Source organism: Staphylococcus sp. Ze2, assembly GCF_048568365.1.
In the GTDB taxonomy this organism is placed as follows: Bacteria; Bacillota; Bacilli; order Staphylococcales; family Staphylococcaceae; genus Staphylococcus; species Staphylococcus xylosus.
Map to the genome: position 1 here is coordinate 2,471,156 of NZ_CP183486.1, position 15,428 is coordinate 2,486,583.

Consider the following 15,428-nt stretch of genomic DNA (forward strand, 5'->3'; position numbering starts at 1 on the left):
TATGGTCGCATTAAAATTTTAGTTAATACAATGTCAGACTTTCATGTGCTTACATAAATAAAAAAACTATTCAAAAATTCATGGGAATAAAAATAGAAAAAGCAGTAACCCAAAACCTAGGCTTATCTTTGGTGTTACTGCTTTACATTATATATACTCGTTATTTTAACATTTCTAATTGCATCCTATATTCAATGCCGTGAAATAACTGGTTCAACCAGTTTGTATATTTGATTAAATTCTTCTCCGCACTTTCCACATCTATAAATTGAAATTTCAATTTAGTTCCTTGATGCTTTTGCCCTAGCTTTGTTAAATGATAACTCGCAATCGTACCAACTTGTGGGTAGCTGCCTAAAGTATAATGATCATTTAATAAAATAATTGGTGTGCCGTCTCGTTTTACTTGTATGGTACCAATTTGTACCGATTGATGTTCTGGCATGTCTTCGTAAAATGCTTTTACAGGTTCTCCTTCTAAATACATGCCAACTCTGTTTGCTTTACTTGTAACTTTATACTCTCCAAAAGTAAATCTATTCAATACTTTAGGTTTAAAATCTTCTGTTCCTTTATTCTTTATTACATGAAAAACATCAGACATATAATTGAAAGATAACGCGTAACCATCGATACCCCAATCTGTTTGATGCGTTTCTTTTAAATTTTCAAATAATTTATGATGGCGCTTAGTGTAGTTTCGTTTCATGTTAACTTCGTCACCTTTTTGTAGTTTGCGACCGTGGAAACCACCAATGTTTGACTTGAAGTCCGTCGAAGTTGATCCTAACCACTCACTAAGTTCAAATCCTCCACCTACTGCCAAATAAACTCTAGATGTACGATTCGTTTCTGTAAACACGAGTACATCACCCTTTTCCATCAAATACAATTTATTGGGTAGCACTTTCATATGTTCTGTCTTAGCTTTGAAACTTCCCCCACTCAATGCAATAAGCGTCGGTTCAGTAAAACGAAAACTCGCCATTCTATTTGTCATTTCTAAAGTAGCTTCATTCTTATCATTAGCTACAAGTCTATTTGCTATTTCATGCGATAGAGGATCCAAAGCACCGCCAGGGATAACACCATCATGTTCATACCCTTTGCGACCAAAATCTTGAAAACTTGAAAACAGCCCTTCACCTTCTATTATGATTGACATGGTTGAAACCCTCCTAAATCCAGCGTTTCCTCTTGAATCGCACAAAATTTAACATTATCTCCTAATTTTAATTTCGTGAAATCTTCTAATTCCGGATTAAATAATCGAACAGGTGTATATCCTATGACTAGCCAATCACCATATGTATCTGTTGTAGTGATGCCTGTCTTTTTACCTTCAATAATTACAGAACCTGCAGGAATGAAAGTCTTTTTCCCACCTGTATGATTTACAAATAAACGCTTATTCATGCCAGTTAAATAAGGAAATCCTGGTGTATAGCCCATCATTGACACAAAATAAGTTTGTTCCGTATGTAATTTCACGAATTTTTCAAAATCCATTTTATAATAAGTCAGTAAAGCGTCTAAATCAGGCCCATAGTTTCCACCATAAACTACTGGAATTTCAATAGGTTCAACCGTTTCTTCCTCATGCTTAATTTCCATTTGTACCGTTTGCATTAATGCTTTCATATATAAAAATGGAGATTGGATGTGATGATGCTTAATCATGTCCCTTGCATCATAACAAATCATCATGTCTGATTCTGTAGGTACAATTTCTGTTATAAAAGGATACTGTTTGTCCGCTAAATACTTTTTCAAAGCAAGCAGATCTTCAGTCAAATCTTTAGAGACTTCTTTTTCTATAGAAACCACTATTGCTTGGTCTCCTTGACTATATATCTTCATAGTTTCACCTCATAAATTGTTACTAACGATAAAATACATCAAATGCTTGTATCAAATAATGTACCAGTTCTTTTACTAGGAAATAGACAAATATAAATTGAAATATGCAAGATACTGTAATGACGAAGCGTGTTAAATAAACACTTTGTCGTTTCAACAATTGATTTACGCCCCATTTGGTAAGCACAGAAATTATAATAATTGTTAATGCCCAAACCAATATCATCATTTTTCCTCACTCACTGTTTATAAATTTTGTCTTTACTATTTTGTTTATAAAATTTGATTATCTTAAATCGCGTATGCGCTATCAATGACGCCATGTTTATACTTTCTATATTCTATAGATAAATTTCTACCTCGGCAACCTCTCGCAAACTATTTATTAGAAAAATCTGTATTATATTACTATTTATTTTATCTTTTAATTCCTGTATATCATAATCTTTTTCTAATAACTCGCCTTTGTCTAATAATTCTTGACGCATACAACCACGCAAAAAATCTTCGTTATAAAATGGTGTATAGTAATGGCCATCTTCTTTGATCATTATATTCCCAATATCAAATTCTAATACTTTACCTTCTTCATTATATAATAGAACGATATCGGTTTGATGATTATGTTCTAAATGTGCTCTTTGTGTCGTTTTGTGAACTATGACTTGTTTATTCACATCAGCTATTAAGGGTAACAGCTTTGCTGTAAATGTTGTCTTTTTTGGTAGAGGCGCTGCAACATAATTCATTACTCCATCTTTATTCAACATAATTTTTATTCGATAAACACCTGTTGCATATTGCTCGCTAATTGATGTTATAAGCTCCGACCAAGTCGACTCATTAAACAAAAATCCTAATTGTTCAGAAGCGGTTTTCATTCTTTTCTTATGATAAGAAATTCTGGGGAACAAACCTGACTCTAACTTCATTGTTTCAAAAAGTTGCATTATAATCGCTCCAATATCTTTGTTTTGTCTATAAATTCTTGAACTTCCTGCTCAGGTTTAGAGTCAATCGTAATACCTGCACCGACTCCATAAATGGCTTGGTTATTTAAGTATTGTATTGTTCGAATCGGCACATTAAAGATTGATTTCCCATTTGGAAGTAATAAGCCAATTGCACCACAGTAAATATTTCGTGGCGTTTGTTCTAACGCTGTTATGTAATTCATCGTATTGAGTTTTGGGGCGCCTGTAATTGAACCACAAGGAAATAATGCACTTAGTACCTGATTTAAATCTGTATCTTTGCGTAAAGTGGCAGTAATCATTGATGTCATTTGGAATACTGTCCTGTATGGTTCTATATGGAACGGCTTATATACTTTAACAGTGCCAGTTTTTGCAATTCGACTCATGTCATTACGTAGTAAATCTACAATCATTACATTTTCCGCTCTATCTTTGCTTGAGTGTCTTAAAGTGTTTAGATTTTGCTTATCTTCTGTTTCATTACTACCTCTTGGCATCGTACCTTTCATAGGTTTACTTAACAATACATCTTCACCTGCTTTAAATGGCCCTCGTTGAAAAAATAATTCTGGTGATAATGAAGCAACTTGTAGCTCATCTGTTTCAATAAGAGCAGAATAAAAGCCGTGATTATCATTTAATAGATGATAATATAATGTGGCTATAGAATGATGAATCGAATCTACTAATCTCGTTGTATAATTTACTTGATACGTATTACCCTCCACAATAGCTGATTGTATCGTCCGAATATGTTTAATAAGTTCGGCTCGATTTAATTGAAATTGAAAATTACATTGTTGTTGATATAGCTTATCCTCAAGATCATTTTCAGTTTCTGATGTATTTTCAAAAACATATGCTGCCGCGTATACATATCCTTCGTCTGTCGGCACTGTTGCCATGTCTTTATTGAAGTAAGTTGCCGCTTCATAAGGTAAATATATGGCTACATAATAGCCATCATTTTGATAACTTTCTGCAAAGCACACGACATCACCAACTTCTTCTATTGAATATGCAATTTTCTTAGCAATGCATTGTGTGAATAAATAACGATGCGTCTCATGCGTTGTTTCATCAGTTATGTAACGATAATTAAAATGTATTTGCATGGTAGGCCTCCACTATATTTATAAATATTTGAATTTGTTTAAGACCATATTCACTTAATATGGATTCTGGGTGGTATTGTACTCCATAAATTGGTAATAATTTATGTTCCAAAGCCATTATAATATTTTCATGATTTGTTGCTGTCACAGTCAATGCTTCTGGAAAGGATGATTGCTCCGCCTTTAAAGAATGATAGCGCATCACATCGAATGATTCCGGCAATCCATCAAAGATACCTGTGCCACTATGTTTTATACGCGTTGTGTGGCCATGAATAGGCTTATCACTTTTCACTATATTTCCACCGAAATATGTCACAATTTGTTGAAACCCTAAACAAACACCTAATATAGGCACCTGTGTTGAAAATGTTTGAATTACTTCATTCAATACTGGGTAGTCCTCGGGAGAACCTGGCCCTGGTGAAATTACAATTGCATTAGGTTTATATAAATGAATTCGTTCATTGGTTACCATTTCTACATCAATAACCTCAACTTGTCCTCGATAACTTTGCTTAATATAATCTACGATGTTATAAGTGAACGAATCTTTATTATCTATAATTAGTATCATTACGTCGCCTCTTTTTAAATATCTTCGTTATTCTGTTATACTTATTATCACAAATATTAACTTGATTTTACAGTTTAAATGTATTATTCTAAATCACGTTATAAATGAATACAAAGAGGTTCCTAGCTGATACCCTCTATAAAAAACTAGACACATGATTTTCGTCTGTCTTTTTTATAGAGATGGACGTTTTTTTATGCCGTCATAGCATGAGTTATAACAGCTAGTTTGACAATATGAAGGAGTGCAAGCAATATGACGCAACAATCATTAGACAATAACAAGGCTATCGTAGTATTTAGTGGCGGACAAGATAGTACGACTTGTTTATTTTGGGCTAAGAAACATTTTGAAAGTGTAGAACTAGTTACATTTGCCTATGGCCAAAGACACGATACAGAAATCGAAGTAGCAAAACGCATTGCAGAAGAACAACATGTTAAGCACCACATCTTAGATATGTCTTTACTTTCACAACTAACACCTAATGCCCTTACGCAACACGACATGGAAATAGAAGTAGGAGAAGATGGTATCCCTAATACATTTGTTCCTGCAAGAAATTTACTTTTCTTATCTTTTGCTGGCGCCTTAGCATACCAGACAAACACTAAAAATATTATCACCGGTGTATGTGAGACGGATTTTTCAGGGTACCCTGATTGCAGAGATAGTTTTATTAAATCAATGAATGTAACATTATCACTATCAATGGATAAAGATTTTGTAATTCATACGCCTTTAATGTGGTTAGATAAAAAAGCAACCTGGGCATTAAGTGATGAACTTGGAGCGCTAGACTACATTCGTTACAATACGCTTACTTGCTATAACGGTATCGTTGGTGAAGGCTGTGGAGAATGCCCTGCTTGCGAATTAAGAGCTCACGGTTTAAATACGTATTTAGCTGAAAAAGGAGAGAATTAATTATGTTCCAACAAAATTATCCTAGTGTACAACATCCATATACTTTCGAACTAAATAAAGACTTTAATTTTTCTGCGGCGCATTATATACCAAGTGAAGATGCAGGCAAATGCATGCGCACACATGGTCATACTTATTTTGTGAATTTAACGATCGTTGGCGATTCATTAGATCACAATGGTTTTTTAGTAAACTTTAGCGAGCTAAAGAAATTAGTTCACGGCCAATTCGATCACCATTTACTCAATGATTTACCACAATTCGAAGGAAAAAGTCCTTCTACTGAAATCGTAGCTCAAACTATATATGAAATGGTTCAAACATCTTTAAACCAACGCAATAACCAACCTAAATGTGTACAAGTCTATGTAAGAGAAACACCGACAAGCTATGTCGTATATAGACCAAAGGAGCAACGTAATCATGAGTAAAATACCTGTACTAGAAATTTTCGGTCCAACAATTCAAGGTGAAGGTCGCGTCATAGGCCGTAAAACCATGTTTGTACGAACTGCCGGTTGCGATTATCGTTGTAGTTGGTGTGATTCAAGCTTTACTTGGGACGGTAGCGCTAAAGAAGATATTCGCATGATGACTGCTGAAGAAATTTATGATGCTTTATACGAGATTGCCGGAGACTCTTTTAACCACGTCACAATATCTGGTGGTAACCCTGCCCTAATTAAAGGGATCCAACAATTAGTTGATTTATTTGATGAAAAACACATACAAAGCGCATTAGAAACTCAAGGTAGTAAGTTCCAACCGTGGATGACTCAAATAGACGACTTAACAATCAGTCCAAAACCACCAAGTTCGAAAATGAAACCAAACTTGCCTATATTAGATGAAGTCATTGAACAATGTGTGCCAAAATCACTAAATCTGAAAGTTGTTATTTTCGATGATGAAGATTATGAATTTGCGAAAAAGATCCATCACAGATACCCTGATATTCCTTTTTACTTACAAGTAGGTAACCCTTATTTAGATGGTGAATACGTAGAATCACACACTAAAAAGTTATTAACGTTGTATGAAACGTTAGTAGACCGCGTAATGGTCAGTAGTGATATGAACAATGTATATGTTCTACCCCAATTACACACATTACTTTGGAGTAACAAAAAAGGTGTTTAAATTGTGTAATCTATGCGATCCGTTGTATAATGCTCTTTGTCTATATAACGAATCGCTTTTTAGTGATGCAAAAATATATAGTTGGTCATCACTGTAAAATTATTTTTATTATGCATTTAACATCATTTTTAATCTCATTTTAATGATGATGCTTTGAAGAAATTATGTAATTAAATGATTAAGTTTCACTTAATTGCTATAATATTGCAGTGAAGTATCTAGGTTAGGAGAGCATCATGCTAATTAATATAATTATAAATATAGCTACGGTATTAATTGTGCTCGGCATTGATTTATATCGTCAGAATTTCAAACAACTAAAGTTTAGCTCTATACTGCTTGCAATAACACTCAACGGTATTATTAATTTATTTCTAGTCGGTGAATATGATTACATCGCCTTTTATACAATTACACAATTACTTATTTGGACTTTATTACAACTTTATTTAAATCGTAAGCTAACTGCTTATAAAATTACAGATCAAAAATTCATTGCAATTATTTTGACAATTATCATGAGTACATCATTAATTCTTACATATAGCACTAGTCATGACTCGTATTATATGTCTATTCCATACTTAGCCCCTGCTATTTTCTTAATTGGCGCAATCTTATTGTTCTATAGTACTTTTCAGCCAAAGGAAAAAGAGCAACTTAAGCTTTTACAACGTATCAAGCATCCAATTTTAATAGGTCAAATATGTATGATTGGTGCTTTAACGATAATGATGCTATTAACGCCTTATTGGTATGCCTTTATTATAGTTCATTTACTATTTATATTTTTCTTATTATGGCAGAATATATTTTTTTCACATAAATGATTAACATATTATATTTTGTGGTATAAATAAACAGTTAAATGATTTCTTAAAGGAGGTTAAATTATGTTTGGCTTTATACTTATGTTAATTGTCGGTGGCTTAATCGGCTGGATAGCTGGTGGCATCGTTGGTAAAGATATCCCGGGTGGGATTTTAGGTAACATTATTGCTGGTATCGTAGGTGCAGCAGTAGGTTCATGGATTTTTGGTGACTGGGGTTGGCACTTAGGTGGCATCGCAATCTTCCCAGCATTACTTGGTACAATTATTTTAGTTGCAGTCGTTTCATTTATTTTCGGTAAATTACGTAAAAAATAATCAACCATAATGAAACGCAATGATTTACTAAAATTAATATGGGGTGGCTCACAGAAGTCTAATTGAGATTTTGTGAGTACCAAGACTAAAGCGTCCGGGACATAACGATTGTCTCGGACGCTTACTTATTACGTTGTATTTTACAAATTCGTTATTTTTATTTTAATCAAGGACTAATTAAAACTCATCTGCTTTTAATTAGTTCTTTTTTCTTTTTATCTTGTGTTTTCGAAGACTTTCTACGTTCACTACTTCCTACATCGTCATTGATATCTTGGGTGATATTATGATGATTTGTTTCATCAGCACATTTGAAATTAGAAGCCTGTACAATATATTTTGGACGTTGCTTCACTTCATAATAAATACGTCCGATATATTCACCGACAATCCCTATCGAAATGAGTTGTATACCGCCAAGTAATAATATAGCAGCAATTGTAGAGAAATAACCAGGTGTTTCAACGCCTCTAATCATAATACCTACCGATATATAACCGATATATAATAAACTAATAAAGAATACAATTAGACCGAGATAAATCATCGCACGTAAAGGTTTGTTATTAAATGAAATTAGACCATCAATGCCATAGTTTAATAATTTACTAAATGACCATTTAGATTCTCCATCCTCACGCTCAACATTTTCATAACTAAAGACTTTAGTATTGTAACCTATCCATTCATACAATCCTTTGGAAAATCTATTATATTCATCTAATTGAGTCAACGATTTTACGGCACGTTGGCTTAGCAATCTAAAATCTCCGACGCCATCTTCTAATTTAATATCTTCTACAAAATGATTTATTAATTTATAATAAATTTTTGTCATCATTTTCCTAGATTGATTTTCACCCGTTCTGTCTCTTTTGGCTATAACTTGGTCATAACCATCCATATACCCTTCTATCATTTGTGGTATTAATTCAGGTGGATGTTGCAAATCTGCATCAATCATAATGACGCCATCACAATTTTCACTATGCTGATATCCAGCAATCATTGCTGATTCTTTACCAAAATTGCGGCTAAAGGATATAAATTTTACATGTTTATCTTTCGTGGCCATCTCTTGAATATAATTAATGGTCTTATCTTTACTTCCGTCATCTACAAATAATAAATCATAGTCATAATGATGATCCTGACTATCTTTCGATAATATTTCAGTCAATCGTTCATACGTTTTTACTATTACTTCTCCTTCATTATAACAAGGTACTATAACTCTTATTTGCATATATAAACACCTTCATTTCAATTACTTCATTTTTACTTTATCAATTTCCACCATCATTATGCTATATAAATCATTTGGATTTACATAATCTTTATATAGCCTTAATACTAAATATTAAAACTTAACTTTTAAGCGAAGTTTTTTTAAAAACGAATTAATTTTAAGATGATTTTAAAAAAACACATAATCATTTATTCATTGAATTTTTAATAAAAATGCTAATATTGACTGAAACATAAACTTATAAAAGTTATAAATTGTTACTTTAAGTCTATCAATTATTTCCATTATTTGAAAATAAAAACCATCAACACAATAAAGAAGAGACTATCTATTCAAAAATCAATTGAATACATAGTCTCGTTCAAAGTTATTTTAATGTCCCTATACGAACCTTATCAGGATCATTGCCTTGGCGCTCATCTTTATTTAAGCTATCAATTTCAGCAATATCAGTGAGTTCTAAACTAAAATCAAAGATATCATAATTTTCTTTAATACGTTCAGGCGTCTTAGATTTTGGAATCACTAATCTATTATGCGCTAGATGCCAACGTAGTACAATTTGAGCTGGTGTTTTATTATAACGTTCAGCTAATTTTGTAATAACATCATATTCAAGCAAACCTCTATTTCTCATTAATGGCATCCAAGCAGTAACTGCAATATCATGGCTATCACAATATTCTTGTAATGCTTGTTGATTGAAGTTAGGGTGCACTTCTATCTGGTTCACAGCAGGTACAACTTCAGTTGCTTCCATAAGCTTTTCTAAATGATGTTGATTAAAGTTACATACGCCAATGGCACGGATACGTCCCTCTTCATATAATTTCTCCATTGCTTTATAACTCTCAATAAATAATCCATCCGCTTCACATGGCCAATGTATTAAGAATAGATCTAAGTAATCAGTACCAAGGTTTTCAATAGATTTGGTAAAGAATTCAATTGTTTGATTATAACCTTGATAGTCATTCCATAATTTAGATGTAATAAATAGATCTTCTCTAGGTACGTCTGATTTTTTCAATGCATTGCCTAATGCAATTTCATTTTTATAAAAATAAGCTGTATCAAATGCGCGGTATCCTGCTTCTAACGCTGCTGTTACAGCTGGTTCCATCTCTTCCTCTGTAATTTTATAAACACCTAAACCAATTTTAGGCATTGGGTAACCATTATTTAAATAATATACGTCTTCTATCATTGTTAATCCCCTTTCCGATTACTTTATTTATATAAGTAATATCCTTATTTTAATACGCATAGATATAAAAATATACTATCTCACACTTTTATCTTTAATCGAGCTCAACGTGTTAACCATTTGAACGTGCTTCCTTGCTGAATTTTTAGTTCTTCTATTAAGAAAAGTCTATTGCAATACGAAATTTCAAAATTAACTAAAATGCCTTCAACGAATCTTTCTTTAGTCGTATTTTCAATACAAAAAATAGGAGAGAAATCATTTTATCAAAAATTGATTTCTCTCCCGCTTCTACATTAATAGATATATTTTAATTATTTTCTTCTTCTTCGGCTTCTTCTTCTAGTGTTGGTCTATTTTTATGATATTCCAATTCTAAAATAACAGTAATGATTTGATGGTTATCAATTTCAGAAATAACCCATCTATCATATTCAGTATCAACATAATCATTCTGTTGTAAATTCGTATTGTGTGCTTGTAACCAACCACCAATCGTATCAATATCCTCTGAATCTTCAAACTCAATATCTAATTGATCTTGTAAGTCATCTAATAATACACGACCATTAATTTGATATCTACTGTCTGTTATTTTCACAATATCGTTGACTTCATCATCATCAAATTCATCGCGAATTTCTCCAACAATTTCTTCTAAAATATCTTCCATTGTTAAGATACCAGCTGTACCACCATATTCATCTATGATAAGAGAAATATGAACATGTTCTCTTTGCATACGTACTAATGCGTCACTAATGCGTGTTGTTTCTGAAATCATAGGTAAATCATGAACATAATTACTTACTTTCATTTGTTTACCTGAAGCGTATTCAGTTAAAAACTCTTTCACATTAATAAATCCTTTTACATGGTCTTTATCACCATCAGCCGTAATAGGATAACGAGTAAATTGATGTTTTTTGATTGTATCTAACAATTCATCCACGTTAAATGGTTCATTCATCGTTATCATTTGCGTACGTGGTACCATAATATCTTTAGCTTGTCTTTCATCAAATGAAAAGATATTTTGCATATAAGCTAATTCGGTCTGATTAATTTCTCCACCATTATAGCTATTGTTGATTATTATTTTTATTTCTTCTTCTGACATTGCATCATTATTAGCATCGGGATCAACACCAAACATACGAATAATCATTCTCGCTGAACCATTCATTAACCAAATTAATGGTTTCATAACAACCCCAAAATAGAATAATGGTCTTGAATAGAACAATGCTAATTTTTCAGTATGTTGTATTGCTAACGTTTTAGGTGCTAATTCACCTAGTACTACATGTAAATAAGTCACAATAATAAATGAAACAATAAATGATATTGTTGTCGTTAACGGGTCTGGCAAGTGGATCGCTTCGAATAACGGGTGTAATAATTTATTAAAAGTTGGTTCACCTAACCAACCTAATCCTAAAGATGTTACAGTGATACCGAGCTGACATGCAGATAAATAATAATCTAGATTTTTAATCATTTTTTTAACTACACGTGCACTACCATTACCTTCTGATGCAAGTTGATCAATTCTAGAACTGCGGACTTTCACCAAAGCGAATTCCGAGCCTACGAATACCGTTGTTAATGCTATTAAAAGAAAAAATATTACTAAATTCATTATGGTCACAGTTTCCAATTAGTTCCCTATTTCTAGGGATTCACCTCCAAAATATCGTGTCACAATAGATGACCGAATATAAGTATTTATATTATTATTAATTACTTTTTGACATACTACATCCTTCCCATTGTGACACCTCCCTAAAAATACGCATTTCTTTTATCTTATCACAAAATGAACATTTCTTGTAATTTTTACAATCAATAATTTTGTTAATCCAATACATTATTGAAACGTAAATCGGTGTTAAAGTCAATTTTAAAAATATTTTAAAGCTCAATAATTATGAGTTGAAGTTGTGAACTTTACCTGATTTAATAGTTGTTAAAACTTGAATATCATCATCGACGACTACAATATCTGCATCTTTGCCTATGGTTATACTTCCTTTGTCATCTTCAATCTTCAATGCAATGGCTTGGTTTAAACTTGTAACACGCCACAAGTCATCTAATGACGCTCCTGTATATGCTATTAGGTTCTTTAATCCTTCATTCATTTTCAAGATACTACCTGCAAGAGCACCAGATGCCAGTCTCGCTTCTGAACCTTTAACTACCACATTCTGTCCACCTAAATCATATTCACCATCTGGCATACCTTTTGCTCTCATAGCATCAGTAATCAAAAAGAAACGTTTATTCCCTTTTTGTTTATAGGCTATTTTTACAGATGCAGGGTGTGAATGAATGCCATCAACGATTGATTCTGTGCTAAGCTCATCGTTAAGCCAAGCAGCACCAGATAAACCTGGGTTTCTGTGTTCGAATGGTGTACCGGCATTATAAAGGTGTGTCACATGCTTCGCCCCTTGTGCTACCGCTTCGTTAACTTCATCAAATGTTGCCACTGTATGACCAATAGAAAAATTAATTTGATCATGTAATGTTGATAAGGTTTCATCTGCACCTTCTACCTCTGGTGCAAAAGTCATTACTTTTATTTGATTGTTAGCAATTTCTTGAAATTGTTGTACCTTTTCAACTGAAGGACGTTGAACGTACGCTGGATTTTGAGCACCTACTTTATACTCAGATATAAACGGTCCTTCTAGATGTATCCCAACAATACTAGCTGCATTTAATGAATCTTGTTGTTCTTGATAGTCCGCAATATTCTTTAAAGCTTTGATAATATTCTCATCAGACTGCGTCATTGTTGTAGCTAAGAAACTCGTTGTACCTTCTGATAATAATGATTCTGACAAATGTTTTAAACCTTCAAATGAAGCGTCCATAGCGTCTTCGCCATAGCCACCATGCATATGTATATCAATAAAACCGGGTAACACATGTTGCCCTTTTACATCGATGGTTGTTAAGTCTCCTTGATATTCACCTTCAGCAATTTGTATAATTTTGCCATTTTCAATCAAAATGTAACCTTGTTCTATCGTTTCATTTTCAGTATAAATGCGTCCATTTGCAATAACATATTTAGTCATTTTTCTACCTTCTTTACGCTAATTTAATCTCTTTAATTTCTTTGCAACTTTATTAATATTTTACCAAATTCAATCACTTAATTATATTCAAAACTTTTTACTTCTAGTCATATAATATAAAAAAGCCAGAAAATGAACTCAATTAGATGAGCTTTTCTGGCTTTTCTTATTTACTATCAAGCATCTATTTTAATCATTCATAGCTTCAGAAGTATGAATTTCGTCTTGTGTTAACTTAGGTTTTAATAAACCATAGATAATCGCTGCAATTAATGAACCGATAATAATTGCAATTAATGATTGAAGTACGTGACCAAAGTCTGTACCTAGTATAACAATAATACCACCATGTGGTGCTTGAATTGCCGAACCAAGTCCTAACGCAATAGCACCAGCCACACCAGATCCAACCATCATTGAAGGTATAACTCGAATTGGGTCAGCAGCTGCAAATGGAATAGCACCTTCCGTTATAAATGATAAGCCCATGATATAGTTCGGTAGTACAGAACCTTTTTGTTCTTTTGTAAATTTCTTACGGAATATAAGCATTGCAGTCGCAATAGCAATTGGAGGTACCATACCACCAATCATTGCTGCCGTAATCGGAGCAGCATTACCACTTGTCAACGCTGCTACAGAGAATACATAAGCAGCCTTATTAAACGGACCACCCATGTCAATGGCCATCATTGCACCAACAACTAAACCAAGTAACATTATGTTTGTACCCGATAAACTTTCTAATCCGTTCAACAGTGTATTGTTTAGCCATGATGCAGGTGGATTAATGACATAAATCATTAATAACCCTGTGACCGTAACTGAAAGTACTGGGTAAATAAGTGTTGGTTTTAAACCTTCTAACGCTTGAGGCATACCTGAACATAATTTTTTAATAGCTAATGTTAAGTAACCTGCTAAGAAACCTGCAAGAATACCACCAATAAATCCTGAATCACCTGTGCTAGCTAGAACACCACCGACAAGACCTGCTGCAAAGCCTGGTTTATCTGCAATACTGCGCGCAATGTAACCAGCAAGTATTGGAATAATTAACATGAATGCACTCTTATTACCTATATTCCATAATTGTTCAGCAAAAGCATTATATTCTGAACTTTTTGGATCAAAAGAGTTAGCGCCAAATAAGAACGCAATTGCCATCAAAATACCACCAGCAATAACAAGCGGCAACATATTAGATACACCGTTCATTAAATGCTTGTATATCGTTTTACCGACACCTTGTTTTTCATTGCTTGTTGATTGACCACTCGCCGTATTACCACTACGGGCTACAAATGGTTTACGAGATGTATCTTGTGCCAAGTTAATTAATTCTTCTGGTCGTTTTATACCATCTGCAACCGGTACTTCAACAACATTCTTACCGTCAAAACGATCTGTCTCAACATGTACATCAGCGGCTACAATAATACCTGATGCACGTTGAATATCTTCGTCTGTAAGATGATTTTTTATACCGCCTGATCCATTTGTTTCAACTTTAATTTTAACATTCATTTTCTCAGCTTGTTTTTTCAAAGCGTCACGTGCCATATAAGTATGAGCAATACCTGTTGGACATGCTGTTACTGCTAAAACGTATGGTTCATTTGAATTTTCATTATCTGTGGCAACACCTTGAGCCGCTTCTTCAGATGCTTCTTCTTCAGTTGCTTCATCATCTGCCTGATCTATAATTTGTAATACTTCTTCAGGTGAATTGGCATGAAGTAATGATTCACGAACTTTTTCGTCCATCAGAATACCAGACAATTTAGCTAATGCATCTAAGTGCGTTTGTGCTCCGCCTTCAGGTGCAGCAATCATAAAGAATAAATGTGCTGGTTGCATATCTAAACTCTGATAATCTACACCTGCTTTTGATTTCCCAAAAGCAATTGCTGGAGTTGTAACTGCTGAAACCTTAGCATGAGGTATAGCTATGCCTTCACCAATACCTGTTGTACTTTGAGATTCACGGTTATGGATTGCTTCTTTAAAAGATGTCACATCATTTAGTTTTCCAGCTTTATCTAATTGATTAACTAGTTCGTCAATGACACCATTCTTTTCTGTTGAAGAAAGATCCATTGCAATTGTATCTTTTGTTAATAATTCGGTAATTCTCAT

At 33.3% G+C, this 15,428-nt stretch carries 16 protein-coding genes and 1 riboswitch; of the genes, 5 read left to right on the forward strand and 11 right to left on the reverse strand.

Annotated elements, in window-relative coordinates; translation table 11 throughout:
- Window positions 1–160: 160 nt before the first annotated feature.
- From ACM591_RS11650 to ACM591_RS11675, 6 genes are all read right to left on the reverse strand, one after another.
- The gene (locus ACM591_RS11650; RefSeq protein ID WP_326026802.1) at window positions 161–1,165 is read right to left on the reverse strand and encodes a biotin-dependent carboxyltransferase family protein; all 1,005 of its coding nucleotides are present in this window, start codon (window positions 1,163–1,165) and stop codon (window positions 161–163) included.
- Window positions 1,153–1,860, reverse strand: a complete 708-nt coding sequence (locus tag ACM591_RS11655; protein ID WP_029377708.1) for an allophanate hydrolase subunit 1 — start codon at window positions 1,858–1,860, stop codon at window positions 1,153–1,155. The genes ACM591_RS11650 and ACM591_RS11655 overlap by 13 nt, the downstream gene beginning before the upstream one ends.
- A 22-nt stretch (window positions 1,861–1,882) precedes the next feature.
- Window positions 1,883–2,086, reverse strand: a complete 204-nt coding sequence (locus tag ACM591_RS11660; RefSeq protein ID WP_225489270.1) for a hypothetical protein — start codon at window positions 2,084–2,086, stop codon at window positions 1,883–1,885.
- A 115-nt stretch (window positions 2,087–2,201) separates the two neighbouring features.
- A complete protein-coding gene (locus ACM591_RS11665) occupies window positions 2,202–2,810 on the reverse strand; it encodes an aminotransferase class IV (protein ID WP_038678119.1) in 609 nt (202 codons plus the stop codon).
- The gene (pabB, locus tag ACM591_RS11670) at window positions 2,810–3,952 is read right to left on the reverse strand and encodes an aminodeoxychorismate synthase component I (protein ID WP_029377710.1); all 1,143 of its coding nucleotides are present in this window, start codon (window positions 3,950–3,952) and stop codon (window positions 2,810–2,812) included. Before pabB ends, ACM591_RS11665 begins: the two co-directional genes overlap by 1 nt.
- Window positions 3,936–4,529: an anthranilate synthase component II gene (locus ACM591_RS11675; RefSeq protein WP_029377711.1), complete on the reverse strand. Its 594-nt coding sequence runs from the start codon at window positions 4,527–4,529 to the stop codon at window positions 3,936–3,938. The genes pabB and ACM591_RS11675 overlap by 17 nt, the downstream gene beginning before the upstream one ends.
- A gap of 109 nt (window positions 4,530–4,638) precedes the next feature.
- Window positions 4,639–4,685, forward strand: a riboswitch (PreQ1 riboswitch).
- Between the two features lie 99 nt (window positions 4,686–4,784).
- Between ACM591_RS11675 and queC the strand changes: the two genes are divergently transcribed.
- The 5 genes from queC (at window position 4,785) to ACM591_RS11700 (ending at window position 7,744) form a co-directional block, all read left to right on the forward strand.
- The gene (gene queC, locus ACM591_RS11680) at window positions 4,785–5,456 is read left to right on the forward strand and encodes a 7-cyano-7-deazaguanine synthase QueC (protein ID WP_029377712.1); all 672 of its coding nucleotides are present in this window, start codon (window positions 4,785–4,787) and stop codon (window positions 5,454–5,456) included.
- Window positions 5,457–5,458: 2 nt separating this feature from the next.
- Window positions 5,459–5,887, forward strand: coding sequence for a 6-carboxytetrahydropterin synthase QueD (gene queD, locus ACM591_RS11685; RefSeq protein WP_029377713.1), 429 nt, complete (start codon window positions 5,459–5,461; stop codon window positions 5,885–5,887).
- On the forward strand, window positions 5,880–6,596 hold the full coding sequence (gene queE, locus ACM591_RS11690; RefSeq protein WP_029377714.1) for a 7-carboxy-7-deazaguanine synthase QueE: 717 nt from the start codon (window positions 5,880–5,882) through the stop codon (window positions 6,594–6,596). The genes queD and queE overlap by 8 nt, the downstream gene beginning before the upstream one ends.
- A gap of 236 nt (window positions 6,597–6,832) precedes the next feature.
- Complete coding sequence (locus ACM591_RS11695) at window positions 6,833–7,426, forward strand: hypothetical protein (protein ID WP_029377715.1); 594 nt, start codon at window positions 6,833–6,835, stop codon at window positions 7,424–7,426.
- Between the two features lie 63 nt (window positions 7,427–7,489).
- On the forward strand, window positions 7,490–7,744 hold the full coding sequence (locus ACM591_RS11700; RefSeq protein ID WP_069796712.1) for a GlsB/YeaQ/YmgE family stress response membrane protein: 255 nt from the start codon (window positions 7,490–7,492) through the stop codon (window positions 7,742–7,744).
- A 184-nt stretch (window positions 7,745–7,928) separates the two neighbouring features.
- On the opposite strand, the gene ACM591_RS11705 is transcribed toward ACM591_RS11700, so the two are convergent.
- The 5 genes from ACM591_RS11705 to ACM591_RS11725 all read right to left on the reverse strand — a co-directional run bounded on the left by ACM591_RS11705 (window position 7,929) and on the right by ACM591_RS11725 (window position 15,428).
- Window positions 7,929–8,990 (reverse strand): glycosyltransferase family 2 protein, encoded by a 1,062-nt coding sequence (locus ACM591_RS11705; RefSeq protein ID WP_029377717.1) that lies wholly within the window; start codon window positions 8,988–8,990, stop codon window positions 7,929–7,931.
- A gap of 370 nt (window positions 8,991–9,360) precedes the next feature.
- Complete coding sequence (locus tag ACM591_RS11710; RefSeq protein WP_135059081.1) at window positions 9,361–10,200, reverse strand: aldo/keto reductase; 840 nt, start codon at window positions 10,198–10,200, stop codon at window positions 9,361–9,363.
- A 310-nt stretch (window positions 10,201–10,510) separates the two neighbouring features.
- Window positions 10,511–11,860: a hemolysin family protein gene (locus ACM591_RS11715; RefSeq protein WP_029377719.1), complete on the reverse strand. Its 1,350-nt coding sequence runs from the start codon at window positions 11,858–11,860 to the stop codon at window positions 10,511–10,513.
- A gap of 268 nt (window positions 11,861–12,128) precedes the next feature.
- Complete coding sequence (gene nagA, locus ACM591_RS11720; protein ID WP_326026803.1) at window positions 12,129–13,289, reverse strand: N-acetylglucosamine-6-phosphate deacetylase; 1,161 nt, start codon at window positions 13,287–13,289, stop codon at window positions 12,129–12,131.
- A 189-nt stretch (window positions 13,290–13,478) separates the two neighbouring features.
- Window positions 13,479–15,428, reverse strand: coding sequence for a PTS fructose transporter subunit IIABC (locus ACM591_RS11725; protein WP_029377721.1), 1,950 nt, complete (start codon window positions 15,426–15,428; stop codon window positions 13,479–13,481).